19 protein-coding genes are annotated in these 21166 nt (G+C 44.9%); 2 read left to right on the forward strand and 17 right to left on the reverse strand.

Annotated elements, in window-relative coordinates; all coding sequences use genetic code 11:
• Positions 1-200: 200 nt before the first annotated feature.
• Complete coding sequence (locus OC193_RS03770; protein ID WP_048663682.1) at positions 201-1562, forward strand: sodium-dependent transporter; 1362 nt, start codon at positions 201-203, stop codon at positions 1560-1562.
• A 146-nt stretch (positions 1563-1708) separates the two neighbouring features.
• Here OC193_RS03770 and lipA read toward each other — a convergent pair whose 3' ends face one another.
• The 12 genes from lipA to leuS form a co-directional block, all read right to left on the reverse strand.
• A complete protein-coding gene (gene lipA / locus OC193_RS03775) occupies positions 1709-2674 on the reverse strand; it encodes a lipoyl synthase (protein WP_017059920.1) in 966 nt (321 codons plus the stop codon).
• Positions 2675-2678: 4 nt separating this feature from the next.
• On the reverse strand, positions 2679-3338 hold the full coding sequence (gene lipB / locus OC193_RS03780) for a lipoyl(octanoyl) transferase LipB (RefSeq protein WP_004737632.1): 660 nt from the start codon (positions 3336-3338) through the stop codon (positions 2679-2681).
• Between the two features lie 195 nt (positions 3339-3533).
• Positions 3534-3812 (reverse strand): DUF493 family protein YbeD, encoded by a 279-nt coding sequence (gene ybeD / locus OC193_RS03785; protein WP_026084358.1) that lies wholly within the window; start codon positions 3810-3812, stop codon positions 3534-3536.
• A 232-nt stretch (positions 3813-4044) separates the two neighbouring features.
• Complete coding sequence (locus OC193_RS03790) at positions 4045-5226, reverse strand: serine hydrolase (RefSeq protein WP_017067140.1); 1182 nt, start codon at positions 5224-5226, stop codon at positions 4045-4047.
• A 93-nt stretch (positions 5227-5319) separates the two neighbouring features.
• Positions 5320-6159 carry a septal ring lytic transglycosylase RlpA family protein gene (locus OC193_RS03795; protein WP_048663681.1) on the reverse strand — a complete coding sequence of 280 codons (840 nt, stop codon included), beginning with the start codon at positions 6157-6159 and terminating at the stop codon, positions 5320-5322.
• Positions 6160-6162: 3 nt separating this feature from the next.
• Positions 6163-7284 carry a rod shape-determining protein RodA gene (gene rodA / locus OC193_RS03800; protein WP_048607962.1) on the reverse strand — a complete coding sequence of 374 codons (1122 nt, stop codon included), beginning with the start codon at positions 7282-7284 and terminating at the stop codon, positions 6163-6165.
• Positions 7284-9176, reverse strand: a complete 1893-nt coding sequence (mrdA, locus tag OC193_RS03805) for a penicillin-binding protein 2 (protein ID WP_048657915.1) — start codon at positions 9174-9176, stop codon at positions 7284-7286. Before mrdA ends, rodA begins: the two co-directional genes overlap by 1 nt.
• A gap of 6 nt (positions 9177-9182) precedes the next feature.
• Positions 9183-9653 (reverse strand): 23S rRNA (pseudouridine(1915)-N(3))-methyltransferase RlmH, encoded by a 471-nt coding sequence (gene rlmH / locus OC193_RS03810; RefSeq protein ID WP_048657916.1) that lies wholly within the window; start codon positions 9651-9653, stop codon positions 9183-9185.
• Positions 9654-9656: 3 nt separating this feature from the next.
• Positions 9657-9974, reverse strand: coding sequence for a ribosome silencing factor (gene rsfS / locus OC193_RS03815; protein ID WP_004735247.1), 318 nt, complete (start codon positions 9972-9974; stop codon positions 9657-9659).
• A 64-nt stretch (positions 9975-10038) separates the two neighbouring features.
• Positions 10039-11064, reverse strand: coding sequence for a DNA polymerase III subunit delta (gene holA / locus OC193_RS03820; protein ID WP_048663680.1), 1026 nt, complete (start codon positions 11062-11064; stop codon positions 10039-10041).
• Positions 11065-11076: 12 nt separating this feature from the next.
• Positions 11077-11730 (reverse strand): LPS-assembly lipoprotein LptE, encoded by a 654-nt coding sequence (locus OC193_RS03825; protein WP_048663679.1) that lies wholly within the window; start codon positions 11728-11730, stop codon positions 11077-11079.
• 199 nt (positions 11731-11929) lie between these two features.
• The gene (leuS, locus tag OC193_RS03830; protein WP_048663678.1) at positions 11930-14506 is read right to left on the reverse strand and encodes a leucine--tRNA ligase; all 2577 of its coding nucleotides are present in this window, start codon (positions 14504-14506) and stop codon (positions 11930-11932) included.
• A 263-nt stretch (positions 14507-14769) separates the two neighbouring features.
• Here leuS and OC193_RS03835 point away from each other — a divergent pair, with 263 nt between their 5' ends.
• Positions 14770-15240, forward strand: a complete 471-nt coding sequence (locus OC193_RS03835; protein WP_048663677.1) for a zinc ribbon-containing protein — start codon at positions 14770-14772, stop codon at positions 15238-15240.
• A gap of 124 nt (positions 15241-15364) precedes the next feature.
• Here the strand turns inward: OC193_RS03835 and lnt are convergent, their stop codons facing one another.
• The 5 genes from lnt to miaB all read right to left on the reverse strand — a co-directional run bounded on the left by lnt (position 15365) and on the right by miaB (position 21097).
• Positions 15365-16882: an apolipoprotein N-acyltransferase gene (gene lnt / locus OC193_RS03840; protein WP_048663675.1), complete on the reverse strand. Its 1518-nt coding sequence runs from the start codon at positions 16880-16882 to the stop codon at positions 15365-15367.
• A 32-nt stretch (positions 16883-16914) separates the two neighbouring features.
• Entirely contained in the window at positions 16915-17805 is an 891-nt protein-coding gene (gene corC / locus OC193_RS03845) for a CNNM family magnesium/cobalt transport protein CorC (RefSeq protein WP_012603382.1), read from the reverse strand.
• A gap of 120 nt (positions 17806-17925) precedes the next feature.
• Positions 17926-18387, reverse strand: a complete 462-nt coding sequence (gene ybeY, locus OC193_RS03850) for an rRNA maturation RNase YbeY (RefSeq protein WP_048663674.1) — start codon at positions 18385-18387, stop codon at positions 17926-17928.
• Entirely contained in the window at positions 18388-19509 is a 1122-nt protein-coding gene (locus OC193_RS03855; RefSeq protein WP_048663673.1) for a PhoH family protein, read from the reverse strand. It lies immediately after the preceding gene.
• Between the two features lie 163 nt (positions 19510-19672).
• Positions 19673-21097 (reverse strand): tRNA (N6-isopentenyl adenosine(37)-C2)-methylthiotransferase MiaB, encoded by a 1425-nt coding sequence (miaB, locus tag OC193_RS03860; protein ID WP_012603385.1) that lies wholly within the window; start codon positions 21095-21097, stop codon positions 19673-19675.
• Between the last annotated feature and the right edge of the window lie 69 nt (positions 21098-21166).

Genomic DNA, 21166 nt, shown 5'->3' on the forward strand with positions numbered 1-21166 from the left:
CAATTTTGTGGTCGAGCTTTGTTGATAATCCTTTGGTGTTTATGTATGGAAAACTATCGAACTGGGTTGTTGTTAATTTTGTGGTTCTAAATAGCGTATTGATTGTAAAAATTAGAGAATTGTTCATTTATTTGTTGTGTCTATCATTGCTTTTGATTACTGTACTTCTCAACTAGTTCACTGATTTTCACGCGGGCAATATGGACCAACAATCTTCCTCTTCAAGAGAGCTATTTAGTTCTCGTTTGGGTTTTATTTTAGCAGCGGCTGGTGCAGCGGTTGGCTTGGGTAATATTTGGGGTTTCCCAACTCAAGTTGCGAGCAATGGCGGTGGTGCTTTTCTGCTTGTTTACCTAATCATGATCTTCGTGGTTGCTTTCCCTATGCTGGTGGTAGAGATGGCTATCGGCCGTCACGGCCAAGCAAACCCAGTTGATAGCATGCGATCTTTGACGACAAACCCTTTGGGTAAGAAAGTCGGTGAGTTTGTCGGTTGGATTGGATTGAGTGTTCCAAGTGCAGTGCTAGCCTTTTATAGCATTGTTGGCGGTTGGTTGATCTGCTTCCTAATTGGAGCTGTTGCGGATCTGATTGGTCTAGAGGCTGCTGCTGATTGGTTTAAAGGCTTCAGTGTTGAGCGCAACGTATTTGGTACCGTCGCGTTCTATGTACTGACTATCTTGATTGTACAGGGCGGTGTTAAGCAAGGTATCGAGAAGTGGTCGACTCGTTTGATGCCTGCGCTGTTTGTTTTATTTGGCTTATTGTTTGTTTACATCATGACGCAATCTGGTGCGATGGAAGGCCTAAAACATTACCTAGTTCCTGACTTCGAAAAGGTTTGGGATAGAAAGCTGATCCTAGCGGCTATGGGACAAGGCTTCTTTTCGCTCACCATTGGTGGTTGTTCAATGTTGGTTTATGGCTCTTACTTAAGTAAGAAAGAAAACCTGCCAAAAATGGCAATGAACGTTACTTTGGTTGATACTGCTGTCGCTTTTATTGCTGGACTGGTGGTGATGCCAGCAATGTTTGTTGCGATGCAAAAAGGCGTTCAAATCTACGCGGAAGACGGCTCATTATTAAGTTCTGACACGTTAGTATTCACGGTTCTGCCGTTGATGTTTGATAGTTTAGGTATGCTTGGTCAGATCTTCGCAATTGTCTTCTTCTTACTACTAACGATTGCTGCACTGACTTCTTCTATCTCGATGCTTGAAGGCCCGGTAGCGCTAGTGAGTGAGCGTTTCAATACTAGAAGAACGCCAACAAGCTGGGTTATTGGTGGTGCTATCGCGCTGTTTAGTGTGGTGATTGTTTACAACTTTGCTGCGATGTTTGGCATGGTAGCGATGATTGCAACTCAGTACCTTCAACCAGTCGCTGCTCTGATGTTCTGTGTGTTTGGTGGTTGGGTATGGAGCCGATCTTCAAAAGTGAAAGAGCTTGAGCACGGTTGTCCTGATTTCCAATTGGGCTGGTTTGGTAAGGTTTGGCCAATGTATGTGAAGTTTGTGTGCCCAATCTTAGTCGCAACGGTTATCTGGGCTTCTTTCGGATAGTGACCAGCTAACGGCTACATCATTATATTTGCTATTCAAGGCCACTCTTAATGAGTGGCTTTGTTGTTTTAGCGGCACCAAGAAGATAAAAAAAGGCGCTGAACATAATATTCAGCGCCTTTGTATTTTTAGTTAAGCAATCGTGATTACTTAATTTCCATACCTTGAGCTTGTAGATCTGCATGGTAAGAAGAGCGTACAAACGGGCCACACGCTGCGTGAGTGAAGCCTAGCTCTAGAGCAATCTCTTTCAGCTCATCAAACTCAGAAGGCGGCACGTAGCGTTCTACTGGTAAGTGGTGGCGGCTTGGTGCTAGGTATTGGCCTAGTGTCAGCATAGTCACACCATGTTCGCGAAGGTCTTTCAGTACTTGAACAATCTCTTCTTTCGTCTCACCAAGACCCATCATCACACCTGATTTTGTTGGGATATCAGGGTGCTGTTCTTTGAATTTCTTCAGTAGATCAAGAGACCACTTGTAGTTCGCACCTGGACGCGCTTTACGGTATAGACGTGGCGCTGTCTCTAGGTTGTGGTTGAAAACATCTGGCGGGTTGTCTTTCATTAGATCAAGCGCAACATCCATACGACCGCGGAAGTCTGGAACCAGTGTTTCGATACGAATATTTGGGTTTAGTTCGCGAATCTCACGGTTACAGTCAGCAAAGTGCTGAGCACCGCCGTCACGCAAGTCATCACGGTCAACTGAAGTGATTACTACGTACTTCAGTTTCATGTCTTTAATCGTCTTAGCCAGTTTCTTCGGCTCTTCTGCTTCAGGAGCAACAGGACGACCATGGGCAACATCACAGAACGGGCAGCGACGAGTACAGATAGCGCCAAGAATCATAAACGTTGCCGTACCGTGGTTGAAACACTCGGCTAGGTTAGGGCAAGACGCTTCTTCACAAACTGAGTGCAGGTTGTTTTTGCGCATTGCTGATTTGATTTCTTGAATACGATGGCTGTCTGATGGAAGTTTAATCTTCATCCATTCAGGCTTACGTAGAACTTCTTTCTGTTCAGCAGGCATATTCTTTACGGGAATTAATGCCATTTTGTCAGCGTCACGATATTTAACGCCTTTTTCCATTTGGATTGGTTTGCTCATGATTTTATGCTTCTGCTGTAATGTTACTGGTGGCTTGAATGTCTACTTGGTCATAGCCGAGTAGCTCTACGAGCTCTTGTATTAACTGTTGCTCAACGTTTTCTAGTTCACTTGGTCCACCGAGTTGGCTTACCTGCGCCATTTCCATACCTTGGTAACCACATGGGTTAATACGCAGGAATGGAGACAGGTCCATATCGACGTTGAGTGCTAACCCGTGGAACGAGCAGCCACGTCGAATACGTAATCCGAGTGAACAGATTTTCTTGCCATCGACATAAACACCAGGAGCGTCAGGTCGGGCAGCTGAATCTATATTGTAAGCTTTCAGAGTATTGATTACGAGGTTCTCGATATGAGTAACCAAATCACGTACTCCGAATTTCTTGCGGCGGATGTTAATCAGAAAGTAAGCAACTAATTGGCCTGGGCCGTGGTAAGTCACTTGGCCACCGCGATCGCTTTGTATCACAGGGATATCACCGGCATTTAATACATGCTCAGCTTTGCCTGCTTGTCCTTGAGTGAAGACAGGGTTGTGCTCAACCAACCAAACTTGGTCTACGTCTTCTTCCGTGCGTTCGTCTGTGAACTTATGCATGGCTTTCCATACAGGTTCGTAATCCTGACGGCCTAATTTTTTTACGATTAGCTTATTTTGCAAAGCTGCACTCCCTCAAGGATTAATAAAGTGAACGCATTATAAACGCGAAACATGATTCTAACTACAGACGGACTGCAAGGTTTTTCAACTTTCTTTGTATTTATTGAAAATTAAGTTGAATGAATTTGAACTCGTTAGGGGGCTTTAAACAAAAACAGCGGCAATAAGCCGCTGTTTTTCATGTGTAATCGGAGATTACAGAACCATACGAACGATTTCGATCTCGCCCAGTTCTTTATAAAGAGTTTCTACTTGCTCGATTGAAGTCGCAGTAATATTGATAGAAACAGAGTGGTAGTTACCTTTCGCACTTGGTTTTAGTGTTGGGCTGTAGTCACCAGGAGCATGGCGCTGGATCACTTCTAGCACTAGCTCAGTTAGTTCTGGCTTAGCGTGGCCCATTACTTTGTAAGTAAATGAACAAGGGAACTCTAAGAGATCTTTTAGTTTTGCATCAGAATTGATGTTCATGATTAGCTCCAAAAGGCTAGACTCTCGCAAATTGGCGAAATGTCGATAAAAAGCGTGTTCGGTCAACAGACACGAGTAATAAGGCGGAATATTACGTGTAAATATCACTGAACTCAAGATCAACAAAAGCCGCACATGGCGGCTTTTGGCTCACTAATGAGTAAATCATGAACTTACTCATTAGGTTAGCTATACAACAAGCTTAGGTTTTACTTAGAACAAACCTTTGGCTGGTTTAGAATAACCCCTTGAACAGAAGAACTAGGTAGTCCCATAGGCGGCTGAATAGGCTGCCTTGGTCTACATCTTCAAGTGCTAGTAGTGGGTATTCAGCAACGTCTTCACCGTCGACTTGGTAGAATAGTTTACCAACTACATCGCCTTTGCTGATTGGCGCTTCTAGCTCTTTCTCAAGTACGAAGCTTGCTTTTAGGTTCTTAGCTTGGCCACGAGGTAGAGTTACGAAAGTATCTTCATCGACACCTAGCGCAACTGTGTCTTTGCTACCCATCCAGATCTTCTCTTCTACGAAGGTTTCACCCGCTGTATGTGGCGCCACTGTTTCGAAGAAACGGAAGCCGTAGCTAAGCAGTTTTTTGCTTTCTGTTTTACGAGCATTAGCATTCTTGGTGCCCATAACTACAGCAACTAGGCGCATTTTGCCTTCGGTCGCTGAGCTTACTAGGCTGTAACCTGCATTGCTTGTGTGGCCCGTTTTGATGCCATCAACGTTCATGCTCTTATCCCATAACAGACCGTTACGGTTGTATTGGGTGATGCCGTTGTAAGTGAATTTTTTCTGCGAGTAGATACGGTACTCATCAGGAACGTCACGAATCAGCGCCTGACCAAGTAGCGCCATATCGTAAGGCGTTGAGTATAGGTTCGGGTTGTCTAGACCGTGCACGTTAGCGAAGTGCGTGTCCTTCATACCGATAGAGCTTGCCCATGCGTTCATTAGGTCAACGAATGCATCTTCAGAGCCGGCGATGTGTTCAGCCATGGCAACACAAGCATCGTTACCTGACTGAACAATGATACCGCGGTTCAGTTCTTCAACTTTAACCGTTGTACCTACTTCAACGAACATCTTAGATGAATCTGGGAAGTTTTTAGCCCAAGCATTTTCACTGATTACAACATCGTCGTTTAAGTTGATGTTGCCACGCTCTAGCTCTTGGCCAATTACGTAGCTCGTCATCATCTTGGTTAAACTTGCTGGAGAAAGTTGAGTATTCATCTCTTTCTCTGCTAGTACTTTGCCTGAATGGTAATCCATCAGAACAAAACCTTTAGCGGCGATTTGAGGTGCATCAGGAACAACAATAGGAGCGGCGAATGACGATGTAGCTATCGTTGCAGAAAGAGCAACAGAAGTAGCAAAAATCGATTTAACAAGTTTATTAGATTTAATCATTTTGAATGCAATTATTTGGTGAACTATTCATATATTAACAGAATCACTCTGTCACACCAGAGCGCTGATTACCAGAAGTAACTGTTAGATTAATTAGCGAGTTAGGGTGTGTTTTTTTATATAAGCTGACGGGTAACCCATTAGTTTAACTTGTTCTAATTTTTCTTGAGTCAGAGCATAGTCATGAAATGGCCCAATCATCAGACGGTAGTTGTCATCATTTGACTGCAAGAACGTTGCTACTTCTAGTTTTTCGGCTAGATCTTTAGCTAACTTCTCTGTTCTATCTTCATGCGGAGATGTGGCAACTTGAATAATAAATTGTGGCAAAGCGGCCTTTTTCTTAGCGTCGGTTGGCATAGCTACAGTAATGACTTCTATCTCAACATTTGCAGTGCCGGTTCTTAATACATCGAGCTTGTAAGCGGCCGCATAACTAAGGTCAATGATTCGGCCTTCATGGAATGGACCACGATCATTGATACGAACAATCGTGGTTTTGTTATTGTCGGTATTGGTCACTTTTACGTAGCTTGGAATAGGCAATGTTTTGTGTGCTGCAGACATCGAATACATGTCGTAGATTTCGCCATTAGACGTTAAATGACCATGAAATTTCTTACCGTACCAAGAGGCTTTTCCTTTCTCGGTAAATCCTTCCGTCTCCTTGACGATCTTATAGTCTTCGCCACGCAGAGTGTAATCCGTGTTACCACCTAAACTATAAGGTTCATACTGAGGGTGAGCATCTTCTAAATGCTCTACCGAGATCGGTGCGTCTGGCGCAATATCTGAATCAATATCGTAGCGACCTGTTGGCTTCTGTGAAGAACAGCCATTGATTAAAATCGCTAGCCCTAAGATAGAGGCTATTTTTTTGAATGGCAGCTCATCAACCAGGGATGTTTTTTTTGAGAACGTTGTAATAGACATCGATTAGGTCGCCTTTGAGAATGCTTTTCTGTGTGTATGGATTGACATTAAAATACCAAAACCAGCCATAAGGGTAACCATTGAAGTACCGCCATAACTGACTAGAGGAAGAGGAACACCAACCACAGGTAGAATGCCACTTACCATGCCAATGTTTACAAAAATGTAGACGAAGAAGCTCAGTACAATACTGCCGCCCATCATTCGGCCGAATGCGGTTTGAGCTTGGCTAGCAAGCACTAAGCCACGTCCAATAATAAACAAATAGATAGCAAGCAAGAACAAGATACCAATCATGCCCCACTCTTCGGCAATTACCGCAAAAATGAAGTCGGTGTGGCGCTCTGGGATGAACTCTAGTTGAGATTGAGTGCCTTGCAGCCAACCTTTTCCTGATATACCACCAGAACCTATCGCAATCTTACTTTGAATGATGTGGTAACCCGCACCTAATGGATCTGATTCAGGGTCAAAAAGGGTTCTTACACGTACTTTTTGATATTCACGCATCAAGAAGAACCATAAGATTGGGATAAACGCCCCCAACGCGATTGCCGCACTAGCAATGATTTTCCAACTGATACCTGCCAGGAATATCACGAAGATACCGGATGCGGCGATAAGGATAGATGTGCCTAGGTCGGGTTGCTTTGCGATTAGAATCGTCGGTACAAATACCATCACTAGCGAGATCGCTAATGTTTGGAAGGTGGGGGGAAGTGAGCGCTTACCGATAAATCGCGCCAACATCAAAGGTACCGCCAGCTTTAACAGCTCTGAGGGTTGGAATCGAACAAAGCCGAAGTTTAACCAACGCTGAGCACCTTTCGAGGCTTCACCAAAGAACAACACACCTAATAGCAAGATGACGCCACCCGCAAACAGCAGTGGTGCCAAGGTCTCGTAAGTACGAGGTGAGATTTGCGCTAGGAAGATCATCACACCTAAAGACAGAGCCATACGCATCGCTTGGCGATCCATCATCGCAAGGCTTTGTCCGCTTGCGCTGTACATGATCAGTAGGGCAAAGCCCATTAAAACCAGAATGCCAAGCAAAAGCGGCAGGTCGATATGCAGCCTTTCGAATAGGGCTCTATTTCGTCCAGTTGAGGGATCAAGTTTCATTATTTAATTGGCTCACTTTGATAATCTTCTGCAAGGATAATATGGTCTAAAATCCTTCTTACTACTGGGCCGCCGTTAGAAGAGCCGCCACCGGCATTCTCTAGAACGATAGTCACGACGGCTTCTGGATCTTCAAAAGGCGCGTAGCCAGTAAAGAGGGCGTGGTCGCGTAAGTGCTCTGCGATTTCATCCGCGTTGTACTCTTCATCTTCTTTCAGGCCGAATACCTGCGCGGTACCCGATTTACCCGCGGTTTGGTAAGACATCTTCTGGAATGAACGTCTTGCGGTGCCTTTCTTACCGTGGTTAGCCAGCCTCATGCCTTCCTGAGCGATGTCCCAATACTTCTTCTTAACCCCAGTTAGCGGTGGGTAAGTTTCAATATCCGACATAATTTGTTCATCGAATGGGCGGCCGTTATCAATGGTTGAACGAAGTAGATGAGGGGCTGTTACTTCACCTTCATTCACCAAAACTGATGTGGCTTTTGCAATCTGCATTGGTGTTGCTGTCCAGTAGCCTTGTCCAATGCCAACAGGGATGGTGTCACCTTGGTACCAAGGCACACGGTGTCTTGCCATTTTCCAATCACGAGTTGGCATATTGGCTTTGCTTTCTTCATAAATATCGATGCCAGTGTAGTCACCAAAGCCGAACATCATCATCCATTTGGATATGCGGTCAATTCCGAGATCATAAGCAATTTGGTAAAAGAAAGTATCCACTGACTCTTCAATCGCTTTCTCTATATCAACGACACCGTGCCCCCAACGCAACCAGTCACGGAATGGTCTGGTTTTTGAATTAGGGATCTTCCAATAACCTGGGTCATTACGCGTTGTATTTGGCGTAATCACACCTTCTTGCAAAGCCGCAACAGCAATGAATGGCTTGATCGTCGATGCTGGTGGATAAATACCTAGCGTTGCACGGTTAACTAAAGGTCGGTCTTTGTCTTGGAGTAGTGCGTTGTAACCTTTAGAGGATATACCATGTACAAATGCATTTGGGTCGTAGCTTGGGCTAGATACCATAGCTAACACGCCATTGTCTTTCGGGTCGAGAACGATAGCTGAACCACGGCGGCCATCAAGTAACTTATGTACGTATAGTTGTAGCTTGATGTCCAAGTTGAGCACGATATCTTTACCCGGAACCGAAGGTACAAACTTAAGGGTACGGATCACTCGTCCACGGCTGTTTACTTCGACTTCTTGATAGCCAGCGGTACCGTGCAACATGTCTTCGTAGTAGCGCTCAATGCCAAGTTTACCGATGTCACGAGTCGCTTGGTAATTAGCGTCTTTCTCTTCTCGTGCTAGGCGCTGCATATCACGGTCATTGATACGCGAAACATAACCAATAACGTGAGTCAGCACATCACCATAAGGGTAGAAACGTTTTAATGTGCCTGTGACCTCAACACCAGGGAACTTATGTTGGTTTACAGAGAAGACCGCAACTTGTTCTTCTGTGAGTTGGTTCAGAATCGGTACTGACTTGAAGCGTCTTGAATTACGGCGATCACGATTAAAACGCTCGATGCGTTCTGGTGGGATCTCGATTAACTCTTGTAGACGGACAAGCGTGTCATCCATATCGTTGATTTTTTCTGGTGTGATTTCTAGGTTGAAAACGGGGCGGTTTTCGGCAAGAAGTACACCGTTGCGATCGTAAATCAAACCACGGTTAGGCGCGATTGGAACGACCTTGATACGGTTGTCGTTAGAGCGGGTTTTATAGTCCTGATATTGGTTGATTTGAATGTTGTAAAGGTTCATAACCAACATCGACATCATCACTATGATCCCTGCAAACGCAACAAAAGCACGACTAGTAAATAGTCGTGCTTCTGCTTTGTAGTCACGGATTTGGCTACGTTTACGTAACATTAACGCTTATTCTCGATGATAAGGGTGGTTAGCAGTGATGCTCCAAGCTCGATACAAGCTTTCAGCCATGATAACGCGTACTAATGGGTGAGGGAGAGTAAGCGCAGACAGAGACCAACTTTGGTCTGCTGCCGCTTTACATGCAGGTGCTAGTCCTTCAGGCCCGCCAATCAGGATAGAGACGTCGCGTCCATCCAATTTCCAACTTTCCAATTGCTCTGCTAGCTGTGGGGTATCCCATTTTTTACCTGGGATATCAAGCGTGACAATGCGGTTGCCTTTTGGAACGGCTGCCAGCATCGCTTCACCTTCTTTCTGAAGAATGCGTGCAATATCGGCATTTTTACCGCGCTTTCCTGCAGTAATTTCAATGAGCTCTAACGGCATATCGTGAGGGAAGCGACGTTTGTATTCTTGAAACCCTTCTTCAACCCACTTTGGCATTTTTGTGCCAACTGCGATTAACTGGATCTTCAAAGCTTATCCCCAAAGTTTTTCTAGCTGGTACAGTTCACGGTGTTCTTCTTGCATAACGTGAAGCATGCTTGTGCCCATATCTAGAACAACCCATTCACCTTCTTGCTGGCCGTCCATGCCTAGTGGTTGCATGCCTGCTTTACGCACTTCATCAGCAACATGCTGTGCAATAGAAGCAACATGGCGCTTAGAGGTGCCAGTACAAACAATCATGTAATCAGTAACACTTGATTTGCCTTCTACATCGATAGTCACAATCGATTCTGCTTTCATGTCGTCGGCTTTGTCTGCAAGAAAATCTTTTAGTTCTTCACGTAACACGGGGTGTTCCTTTAATCTGAATTTAGCTTTTTAGGGGCTGTTGACCCTAGAATATACCACGCTTTTATGCGTGAAATGGTATTGAAGCTGAAGGGATACAAAACTCTACGCTTAACTGATGAATTAGTGGCCAAGGCGACTGCTCATATTGAGTTTTTGTCATCAATTCAGCTTGAGTGAGCAACGCGAACAAAGAGTGTAATTGAGAAATCGAAACTCTTGTTAGCGCGGCGTTATAAAGAGGCTTTTTTGATTGCCAGATACGGTGTTTGTCGAAGACCTGACCAATCGGCATCTGTTTCATTTGTTGTTGCATTTGCAGCAGTAAGGCGAGTTCTCGCTGCACGCTACGCAGTAAAATAACAGGTTCAACACCCTCAGCTTCTAATTGTCTTAAAATTCGCTGCGCTCGATTCCCTTTACCCGCCAGTAAGGCATCACTCCAGTGGAACGGCGTAAAGTGGTTGTGGCGACTCAGCGATTCTTCTAAGCGCACTAAAGTGAGCTTTCCATCTGGGTATTGGAGAGCCAGCTTTTCTAGGCTCTGAGTCAATGCAAAAAGGTTGCCTTCGTGCCATTGTGCCAACATTTGAATCGCCTCAGGATCTGGCGTTAAACCTATTTGACGGCAGCGAGCTTGGACAAATTGAGGTAATCGACTGACATCTGGCGTTAAGCAACTGACCCAGTGTCCTTGATTCGAGAGAGCCTTAAACCACTTAGCGTTTTCTTGAGCTTTAGTTAATTTAGTACCCACTAAGATCAACAAAATATCGTTATGGATATGCTCGGAGATTGCGAGTAGCTCTTTTGCTATTGCGGCATTGACGCCTGACTCTGGCAGCTCCAGCTCGATGACTTGACGGCTAGAGAATAGACTGAGTGCTTGAGTGCAATCGTAAACTTCATTCCAGTCGAGACTGTTATCGATCGCAAAGCGATGACGTTCTTCGAAACCTTGTTGCTTAGCAGTTTTCAAGATCGCTTCTCGGCTTTCTTGTAACAACAGAGGTTCGTTACCAAAAATCAGGTAAACATTGCTCAGCTGTTTAGCAAGTTGCTCCGATAGACGATCGGCAAAAATACGCATCAAATAAACCTATTACTCAGCCGATTCGCTAAGTGTTGGTTGCTCTTCTGAACTTGGAGCAACCTCAACGTCTTCAACTTCAATATTTTTGATGTTGTACTGCTTTTCAAGCTCTTTAACCTGATTGTGTTCTAGTGATTCTAGATCCATGCTGTCAGCGGCAATATTAGCTTTAAGACGAGCCATTTGACGAAGGATTTGGCTCGTCGCTAGTTTACGCATCTCATCTTCGATCATGTCGCGCTCAACCGATTTTGCGAGAGCTGTTAACGGGTTGTCTAGGTAACTACGGGTTACGCTGGTTGAGAATGTTTTTGAGCCTAGTTCAGGGATCGTTACACGGTATGAAGCGTAGAAAGTCAGTTCAATTTCTGCCGCACGAGTATTTTGGTACAGAGACAGAGTTCGCTCACCAACGCTCTCACTAATAATGTGCAGGTTAGGGGTATTCTCAGCCGGTGGCACAATTTCTACATCATTCATACGTAGCTGACCTTTCATCATACGTGTAAACGTACTGTATTGGTCGTAACTGGTTACGGAGATCTTGTTGAGTTCTTCTGGTACGGAGTAATCACCACGCAGGTGGAAACCACACGCACTTAACAGGCTGACGGTTAAAACAATAATAGTAACTTTCAATGAAGATAGTGAAATCAGGCGCATTATTTGATGGCTCTCATGAAGGTAGAATACTTATTTAAAGGCTTTAGAGCTTTCGAATCGTAGGGCTCTGAGTCTAAAGCACTTAAATAAGTAGACAGGGCAATGTTGCACCCTGTCTAAAGACTACTGAAAACAAAATAAGTTCGCTTCAGCAGTTATATGTGCAGACTAAAGATAGTTCGCTTTAATCTGCGACTAGTTAGTTAGCTACGATGTTCAGAAGCTTGCCAGGTACAAAGATAACTTTACGAATAGTTAAGCCATCTAAGAACTTCTTAGCATTCTCATCGTTTAGACCAAGTTCACGAACTTGCTCTTCTGTCGCGTCAGCAGCAACCGTTAGCTTCGCTCGTAGCTTACCGTTGATCATTACAACGATAGTCTTCTCGTCTTCAACTAGCGCTTTCTCATCGAAAGTTGGCCATGTTGCTGAGTCTACGTTTGATTCACCAAGTGCAATCCACATTTCGTAAGAGATGTGTGGAGTCATTGGGTAAAGCATACGAACTACTGCTTTTAGCGCTTCATCAAGAATTGCACGATCTTGTACTGACTCTTGAGGTGCTTTCGCTAGCTTGTTCATCAGTTCCATGATTGCAGCGATAGCTGTGTTGAACGTTTGGCGACGGCCGATATCGTCCGTTACTTTCGCGATAGTCTTGTGGATATCACGACGAAGTGCTTTTTGGTCGCCAGATAGCGCAGAAGCGTCAACAGATTCAGCTGAACCTTTAGAAGAATGAGCGTGAACCAATTTCCAAACACGTTTAAGGAAGCGGTTAGCTCCTTCAACGCCAGACTCTTGCCACTCAAGCGTCATGTCTGCAGGTGATGCAAACATCATGAATAGACGTACTGTATCAGCGCCGTACTTGTCTACCATCTCTTGTGGATCGATACCGTTGTTCTTAGACTTAGACATCTTGATCATGCCTGAGTGTTCAACTTCGCGACCTTGATCGTCGACTGCTTTTTCGATGCGACCTTTACCGTCACGTTCAACCGTTACGTCAGTCGGTGCAATCCACTCTTTGGTGCCTTTTTCGTTTTCGTGATAGAAAGCGTCAGCCAGAACCATGCCTTGACATAGTAGTTGCTTAAACGGTTCGTCAGACGTCACGTAACCAGCATCACGTAGAAGCTTGTGGAAGAAACGAGAGTAAAGCAGGTGCATACAAGCGTGCTCGATACCACCAACGTATTGGTCAACTGGTAGCCAGTAGTTTGCTTTCTCTGGATCTAGAATGTCGTCTGCTTGTGGTGAACAGTAACGTGCGTAGTACCAAGAAGACTCCATGAACGTATCGAACGTGTCAGTCTCACGTAGAGCTGGTTCGCCGTTGAACGTTGTCTCAGCCCAAGATTTGTCTGCCTTGATTGGGCTAGTTACGCCATCCATTACCACATCTTCAGGAAGAATTACTGGTAGTTGGTCTGCTGGTACAGGGTGAACTTCACCGTCTTCAGTGGTTACCATTGGGATTGGAGCACCCCAGTAACGTTGACGAGATACACCCCAGTCACGTAGACGGAAGTTTACTGTCTTTTTACCTTTGCCTTCAGCTTCAAGCTTCGCAGCAATTGCATCGAATGCTTCTTGGAACGCAAGACCATCGAACTCACCAGAATCGAACAATACGCCTTTCTCGGTGTAAGCCGCTTCAGACACATCTAGCTCAGAACCGTCTTCAGGTTTGATTACTGGGATAATGTCGATGCCGTACTTAGTTGCGAATTCGTAGTCACGTTGATCGTGAGCAGGAACCGCCATTACCGCACCTGTGCCGTAATCCATAAGAACGAAGTTTGCTACGTAAACAGGAACAACACGACCGTTAAGAGGGTGGATAGCCGTTAGACCAGTATCCATACCTTTCTTTTCCATCGTCGCTAGTTCAGCTTCAGCAACTTTAGTGTTACGACACTCTTCAACGAACGTAGCAAGCTCTGGGTTGTTCTTCGATGCTTTCTCTGCAAGAGGGTGACCTGCAGCGATACCAACGTAAGACACACCCATTAGTGTGTCTGGACGAGTTGTGTAAACCTCTAGTGGCGCTTCTTCACCGTTAACAGCGAAAGATAGCTCAACACCTTCAGAGCGACCGATCCAGTTGCGCTGCATGGTCTTAACCATTTCAGGCCAACCTTCTAGGTTGTCTAGATCGTCTAGTAGCTCTTGAGCGTACTCCGTGATTTTAATGAACCACTGTGGAATTTTCTTTTGCTCTACTGGAGTATCACAACGCCAGCAGCAACCGTCTTCTACTTGCTCGTTTGCTAGTACTGTTTGGTCGTTTGGACACCAGTTCACCGAAGATGTCTTCTTGTAAACCAGGCCTTTTTCGTAAAGCTTAGTGAAGAACTCTTGTTCCCAACGGTAGTACTCTGGAGTACATGTTGCGAATTCACGGTTCCAGTCGTAACCGAAGCCTAGAAGTTTAAGCTGGTTTTTCATGTACTCAATGTTTTCGTAAGTCCATGGTGCAGGCGCTGTGTTGTTTTTAACAGCTGCGTTTTCTGCAGGTAGGCCGAATGCATCCCAACCAATTGGCTGCATTACGTTTTTGCCTTGTAGACGTTGGAAACGAGATACCACATCACCGATGGTGTAGTTACGCACGTGACCCATGTGCAGTCGGCCACTTGGGTAAGGGAACATAGAAAGACAGTAGAATTTTTCTTTGTTTGGGTCTTCACTTACAACGAAAGTTTCGCTGTTATCCCAGTGTTGTTGAACCTTTTGTTCAATCTCTTGCGGGTTATATTGTTCTTGCATCGATGGTATCCGGTTATCTTGGAATTTGTGAGTTCGGTTAGAACAGAATCTTACAGATCGTCATAGAATACCTAAAGGAGCTGAGTACAACAATAGTTATACCCTTCATACTTGCAGTTGCTACCTAGTAGATTGTGTAATTTTCACTGAATTTCGCAGGGCAACTATACTTAAGAGTATGAATTGCATTTGTTTGTGAGCGGGAGTGCATTGCAGCGCCCCCGTTTGCTCACTAAAAGGTTGGTTATCTTAAGGAGGTTGTTATGCCGAAGAAAAAAGCGCTCTATGAAGAAGTATTCGAAGAGGTGATTGAAACGCTGAAGCATAGTCCTGAAGAGCTCAACAACAAAATCGAAACGTCAGGCAAGTATGCGAAAGCAGCTAATGATATGACTAAAGACGAGCTTTCATTGATTTCTGCCTACGTGAAGTCGGACTTAAAAGAGTTTTCCGAAAGCTATGAAGAGAGTAAAAGCGGTCCATTCTATTTGATGATTGCAGACTCTATTTGGCAAGGACTGTTGGATATCACTGATCGTACTAAGGTGGAGTGGGTTGAACTGTTCCAAGATTTAGAGCATCAGGGGTTGTATCAAGCGGGTGAAGTCATAGGCTTAGGAACCTTGGTATGTGACGAGTGTGGTCACCAAACTGAATATAACCACCCAACCAATATCATTCCATGTATTAAATGTGGCTCTAAAGGGTTTAGTCGTAAGGCCCTCAAGCCGTAAGCTCCTGAACCGTACAGTATCAATGCAAAACCACAGTAATAAAAAGGGTTGACTCAATCAGTCAACCCTCCAATCACCTTTCGTCGAATCTCGAATCTCGAATCTCGAATCTCGAATCTCGAATCTAGCTTTTGGGCTTTCTTATTAGCCAACCAATCACCAAGCTGAGCATCGCCCATATATACAGCGGCCAAGTACCTACTGTGTGATAAGGCGTTTGACCATCCGTTGAAATGAGTTCAGCTTTTAATACGGCCGTTTCAAACTGAGGCACTTGTTTGATGATGTTGCCTTTGTAATCTGTCACCGCCGTCACACCATTGTTGGTAGAGCGAATAAGCGGCTTACCAAGCTCCAGAGCCCGCATTTGTGCGATTTCCATATGTTGCAATGGCCCAATCGAACGACCAAACCACGCATCGTTGGAGAGTGTGAGGATAAAGTCAGTCTCATCAGTCACATTCTGCCTAACTTGATCATTAAAGATGATCTCGTAACACAACGCAGGCGCAAGATGACGACCGTTGGCCACGATGTTTGGTTGGATGAAATCACCACGACTGAACGAAGACATTGGCAAGTTAAAGAATGGTGCCAATGGGCGCAATATGTCCTCAAACGGTACAAACTCACCAAATGGCAGTAGGTGATGTTTATGATAGCGCTCGTCTGGATCGTAGCTGTATTCACCGTATGGGTTTACACCAAGTGAGAGAACGCTGTTGTAGTACTTCTTGTCTTCAGACTGATTCAGTACACCTGTGATGATTGAGCTGTTATTCATCTTAGCAGCGCTGTCTAAGTTGCGCAGAAAAGAGGGTATCTCGACTTCAAAAGCAGGAATAGCGGCTTCAGGCCAGATGATGATATCCGCATCCCAGTTTTCTCTGCTGAGGTCGGTGTATTTCATCATGGTCGGCCAGCGATGACTTGGTAGCCATTTACTGTCTTGATCGACGTTGCCTTGTATTAAAACGACTGACGTAGTTTTTTCCGGGTTCGGCGTGACCCAATCGATATTTCGAATACCAAAACCTGCACTAAATACGACGGCGGGAATGATAGCGATACTCCAAGCCCTGTTAACAATCGCATAAGCGAATGCAGAGGCTGAAACAATGATCGCTAGAGTTACTAGCTCTACGCCGCCAATCGGTGCAAACGAACTTAATGGCGAATCGATTTGGCTGTAGCCCAACCAAAGCCAAGGGAAGCCCGTCATTACCCATCCACGTAGCCAATCACTGACTAACCACAATGCTGGAGCAGCGAGGAAAAAGCGGCTTAGATTATTAACAGGGAAGAACTTGTTCAAACTCCAGGTAAACAGACCTGAATAAACGGCTAGGTAGCCAACGAGCAATGCCATCAAAAATAGATTAGCCGCCAGTGGCATGCCACCAAAACCATCAATGCTGACGTATACCCAGCTGATACCTGTCGTGAATTGGCCTAAACCCCATGCGTAGCCAATCCAAAGCGCGCTTTTAGGAGAGCGGTTGTGGATCAGTAACAGCAACAAAGCTGGGCTGAGAATAGCAAGAGGCCATATGGAGTATGGAGCGAATGAAAGGGTGGTTATAGCGCCAACAAAAACGGCCGCAAGCGGCCGTAATAGGCGATGAATAAAGGTCTTAGTCATCTAATTTCTGTCATCTCTTTAGAGAGAAGTTGTTATTCTTCGATAGTCGGAAGAGGCTGCTCGTCAGGAATGGTTACCTGTAGCTGAATTACACGACGGTTGTCTGCTGATGTTATCTTGAAATGGTAGTTTTCAATTTCTACAATTTCGCCACGAACCGGCAGGTGACCGAGTGCTGTCATAACCATGCCGCCTACCGTATCCACTTCATCGTCACTAAAGGCAGTGTTGAACGTATCGTTGAACTCTTCAATAGTGGTTAAAGCTTTTACAGAGAAGGTATGCTTACTCAGCTTACGAATATCTAGCTCTTCTTCATCGTCGAACTCGTCTTCAATTTCACCAACGATTTCTTCGAGGATATCTTCAATGGTTACTAGGCCAGAAACTCCGCCAAACTCATCGACAACGATAGACATGTGGTAACGCTCTTCTTGGAACTCCTTAAGCAGGCGATCAACTCGCTTACTTTCAGGAACAACTACGACAGGGCGAATCACTTGTTCGATATCAAATGGGGCACTTTCTGAACCCAAATACTTAAGTAGGTCCTTCGCTAATAGAATGCCTTCAACATGGTCTTTATCTTCACTGATCACTGGGTAGCGAGAGTGTTGAGCATCAGTAATAAGCGCAATCAATGTATCTAAATCATCGGTGCGTTCAACTGTAACCATTTGAGAGCGAGGCAGCATGATATCGCGTACTCGCATCTCTGAAATTTCCATTACACCCTCGAGCATGTCGCGCGTGTCGTGGTCAATTAGGTCATTAATTTCTGAGTCGCGGATTACATCCACGAGCTCTTGGCGATCTTTTACTTCACCTTGAAATAGTTGGCCTAGGCGTTCAAAGAAGGACTTTCTACTCGGACCTTCAGATTTTTTACTTCCCTCAGAAGTGGGGGGGTTACCTTCGTTCATGATTTCTCAAAAAATAACGCTATCAGAAGTGTGATAGCACACGTTACAACTCAGATTCCTGCGGAAATCACAGGTTCGATGAGTTATTGTTTCTCTGCAACCTACTTTACTAGAATCAATTTACTTTTCTAGAATATACGGGTCTTCAAACCCCATAGTTTGCATGATTTCTGTCTCGAGTGATTCCATCTCTTCAGCTTCATCATCTTCGATATGATCATAACCTAGCAGATGCAGACTGCCATGTACAACCATATGAGCCCAGTGTGCTAGCAGAGGCTTACTTTGCTCTTCTGCTTCTTTTTCGACAACTTGACGGCAGATAATGAGGTCGCCTAGCAGATCTAGCTCGATCCCTGGAGGTGCCTCGAATGGAAAAGACAGCACGTTAGTTGGCTTGTCTTTGCCACGGTATTCATGATTGAGCTGGTGGCTTTCTTGCGTATCAACGATACGAACCGTCAACTCAGCGTTCTCTTGAAACTGAGGAATTGTCTTGTTCAACCAAAGCTGAATATCTTGCTCAGTTGGAAGACCTTGCTCATTTTCGACTGCTATTTGCAGGTCTAGTTCAATAGACATCTATTTATCACCTTGTTCTGTAATCACAGAACTATTTTGTGTTGCTAATTGTGTCGTAACTGCCTGCTGAGCCTCAAGAAGTTTGGCTTCGCGCTCTTCACGTTTACGCTTTTCAAACTCTTTGCGCTCTTTCTGGTCTTTCGCTTCCCATTTCTCGTAGGCGTTGACGATACGAGCAACAACAGGGTGACGAACCACATCTTCAGACATGAAGAAATTAAAGCTGATGTCATCCACTTCACTCAGCACTTCAGTTGCATGACGTAGACCAGACTTCGCTCCACGAGGTAAATCGATTTGCGTAATGTCACCTGTGATAACTGCACGCGAATTAAAACCGATACGGGTTAAGAACATTTTCATCTGTTCTACCGTGGTGTTTTGGCTCTCATCAAGAATGATAAATGCATCATTTAGTGTACGTCCACGCATGTAAGCCAGTGGAGCGACTTCAATCACGTTACGTTCAATCAGCTTTTCAACACGTTCAAAACCGAGCATCTCAAACAGTGCATCGTAAAGTGGGCGCAAATATGGGTCGACTTTCTGGCTTAAATCACCCGGTAGGAAACCAAGCTTCTCACCGGCTTCTACAGCAGGGCGAGTCAGTAGGATCCGGCGAACCTCTTGGCGTTCAAGTGCATCAACTGCTGCTGCAACGGCTAAATAGGTTTTACCTGTACCTGCTGGCCCAATACCAAAGGTGATGTCATGGGTGACCATGTTCATTAGGTACTGTGCTTGGTTTGGCGTACGAGGTTTGATGACGCCTTTTTTAGTCTTAATGGTCACTTCTTTGCCGTAGTCGATTTCAGACTCGACGTGTTGTTCCAAAATGCCAGATTCGGTGACCGCCAGATGCACTTGCTCTGGTTCGATATCGATTATGTTGCCTTTAACTGGAGCCGTTTCAACATAGAGGTGTTTGATGATGTCTAAAGCAGCGGCTGCTGTGTGAGGCTTACCAACGATGGTGAAGAAGTTGCTTCGGTAATTAATCTCAACGCCAAGACGACGCTCAAGGTGTTTGATGTTGTCGTCGAATGGTCCGCATAAGCTAGCCAAGCGCTTGTTGTCGGCTGGCTCTAGATTTATCTCTAAGGTAACGATTTTATTGCTCAAATTAGCCTCTCATTTTGTGCCACTCGCTCTTAAATAAAACAAAGAGCAAAAAGCCCGATTTAGACCGGGCTTTTGATTGTGATATCCCTATTTCTAAGATGGTCACTTAGTTAGGTAATTTCAAGCTTTGTGTTTGCGCTTTGTGCTCAAACAGTTGTATTGCCTACGGTGTAAATGTCGCTACACCTAGCTCGTCTTCACGTTTTGTTTTTTCCATCATTTCTGCTGGAGTCATAACAACGCGTAGACCCATGTCTTTTTCTGTGCGAACTAGCTCACCACGTAGTGAGTTGGTGTAAACCTCAGTGATCTTCACATCTACGAACTGGCCGATTAGGTCTGCAGAACCTTCGAAGTTCACAACACGGCTGTTTTCTGTACGGCCGCGAAGTTCCATTAGGTTCTTTCTTGATGGACCTTCAACAAGGATACGTTGCTCTGTGCCTAGCATTAGACGAGAGAAGCGCATAGCTTGTGTGTTTACCGTTTGTTGCAGTTCGTATAGACGATCTTTCTTCTCTTGTGCTGGTACGTCACATGGGTAATCTGCCGCTGGCGTACCCGGACGAGGAGAGAAAACAAAGCTGAAGCTCATATCGAAATCAACTTCTTTAATTAACTTCATTGTATCTTGGAAGTCTTGTTTAGACTCACCAGGGAAACCAACGATAAAGTCAGAACTGATTTGAATATCAGGACGAGCTTTACGCAGTTTACGGATAATAGACTTGTACTCGATAGCCGTGTGTGGACGCTTCATCATCGTAAGAATACGGTCACTACCACTTTGTACTGGCAGGTGAAGGAAGCTCACTAGTTCAGGAGTATCTTTGTAAACTTCAATGATGTCGTCACCAAACTCAAGCGGGTGGCTAGTTGTGAAACGAATACGGTCGATACCATCGATAGAAGCAACAAGACGAAGCAGTTCTGCGAATGAACAGATATCGCCTTCGTGTGTTGGACCGCGGTATGCGTTTACGTTTTGACCCAGCAGGTTAACTTCACGTACGCCTTGCTCTGCAAGTTGAGCAACTTCGAAAAGTACATCATCCATTGGACGGCTAACTTCTTCACCACGTGTGTATGGTACAACGCAGTAAGTACAGTATTTAGAACAACCTTCCATGATAGAAACGAACGCCGTCGCGCCTTCAGCTTTTGGCTCTGGCAGGTTATCGAACTTTTCGATCTCTGGGAAAGAGATGTCCATTACTGGCTTTTCGTTAGACAGTGATGATTTAATCATCTCTGGCAAACGGTGTAATGTTTGTGGGCCAAAGATAACGTCTACGTAAGGTGCACGTTGACGAATGTGATCACCTTCTTGAGTCGCTACGCAGCCACCCACACCGATCACCACACCTTCTTTTTTATCTTTAAGCGTTTTCCAACGACCAAGCTGGTGGAATACTTTTTCTTGCGCTTTTTCGCGGATAGAACAAGTATTCAATAGTAGTACGTCTGCTTCCTCAGGTACTTCAGTTAGCTCATAGCCATTTGCAGCGTTAAGCAGGTCGGCCATTTTTGATGAATCGTATTCATTCATCTGACAGCCCCAAGTTTTAATTAGCAGTTTCTTACTCATTATATGTTCGCTCGATCGTTAGTTTAATTTAAGGGAGCAAATCGCCCATTATTCATCCGCTAGCTCCAT

It is taken from the genome of Vibrio crassostreae, assembly GCF_024347415.1.
Taxonomy (GTDB): domain Bacteria; phylum Pseudomonadota; class Gammaproteobacteria; order Enterobacterales; family Vibrionaceae; genus Vibrio; species Vibrio crassostreae.

Coding starts and splice junctions, on each gene's coding strand:
- OC193_RS03770 (WP_048663682.1), top strand. CDS start 201: ATGGACCAACAATCTTCCTCTTCAAGAGAGCTATTTAGTTCTCGTTTG.
- lipA (WP_017059920.1), bottom strand. CDS start 2,674: ATGAGCAAACCAATCCAAATGGAAAAAGGCGTTAAATATCGTGACGCT.
- OC193_RS03790 (WP_017067140.1), bottom strand. CDS start 5,226: ATGATTAAATCTAATAAACTTGTTAAATCGATTTTTGCTACTTCTGTT.
- OC193_RS03795 (WP_048663681.1), bottom strand. CDS start 6,159: ATGTCTATTACAACGTTCTCAAAAAAAACATCCCTGGTTGATGAGCTG.
- rodA (WP_048607962.1), bottom strand. CDS start 7,284: ATGAAACTTGATCCCTCAACTGGACGAAATAGAGCCCTATTCGAAAGG.
- mrdA (WP_048657915.1), bottom strand. CDS start 9,176: ATGTTACGTAAACGTAGCCAAATCCGTGACTACAAAGCAGAAGCACGA.
- holA (WP_048663680.1), bottom strand. CDS start 11,064: ATGCGTATTTTTGCCGATCGTCTATCGGAGCAACTTGCTAAACAGCTG.
- OC193_RS03825 (WP_048663679.1), bottom strand. CDS start 11,730: ATGCGCCTGATTTCACTATCTTCATTGAAAGTTACTATTATTGTTTTA.
- leuS (WP_048663678.1), bottom strand. CDS start 14,506: ATGCAAGAACAATATAACCCGCAAGAGATTGAACAAAAGGTTCAACAA.
- OC193_RS03835 (WP_048663677.1), top strand. CDS start 14,770: ATGCCGAAGAAAAAAGCGCTCTATGAAGAAGTATTCGAAGAGGTGATT.
- lnt (WP_048663675.1), bottom strand. CDS start 16,882: ATGACTAAGACCTTTATTCATCGCCTATTACGGCCGCTTGCGGCCGTT.
- corC (WP_012603382.1), bottom strand. CDS start 17,805: ATGAACGAAGGTAACCCCCCCACTTCTGAGGGAAGTAAAAAATCTGAA.
- ybeY (WP_048663674.1), bottom strand. CDS start 18,387: ATGTCTATTGAACTAGACCTGCAAATAGCAGTCGAAAATGAGCAAGGT.
- miaB (WP_012603385.1), bottom strand. CDS start 21,097: ATGAGTAAGAAACTGCTAATTAAAACTTGGGGCTGTCAGATGAATGAA.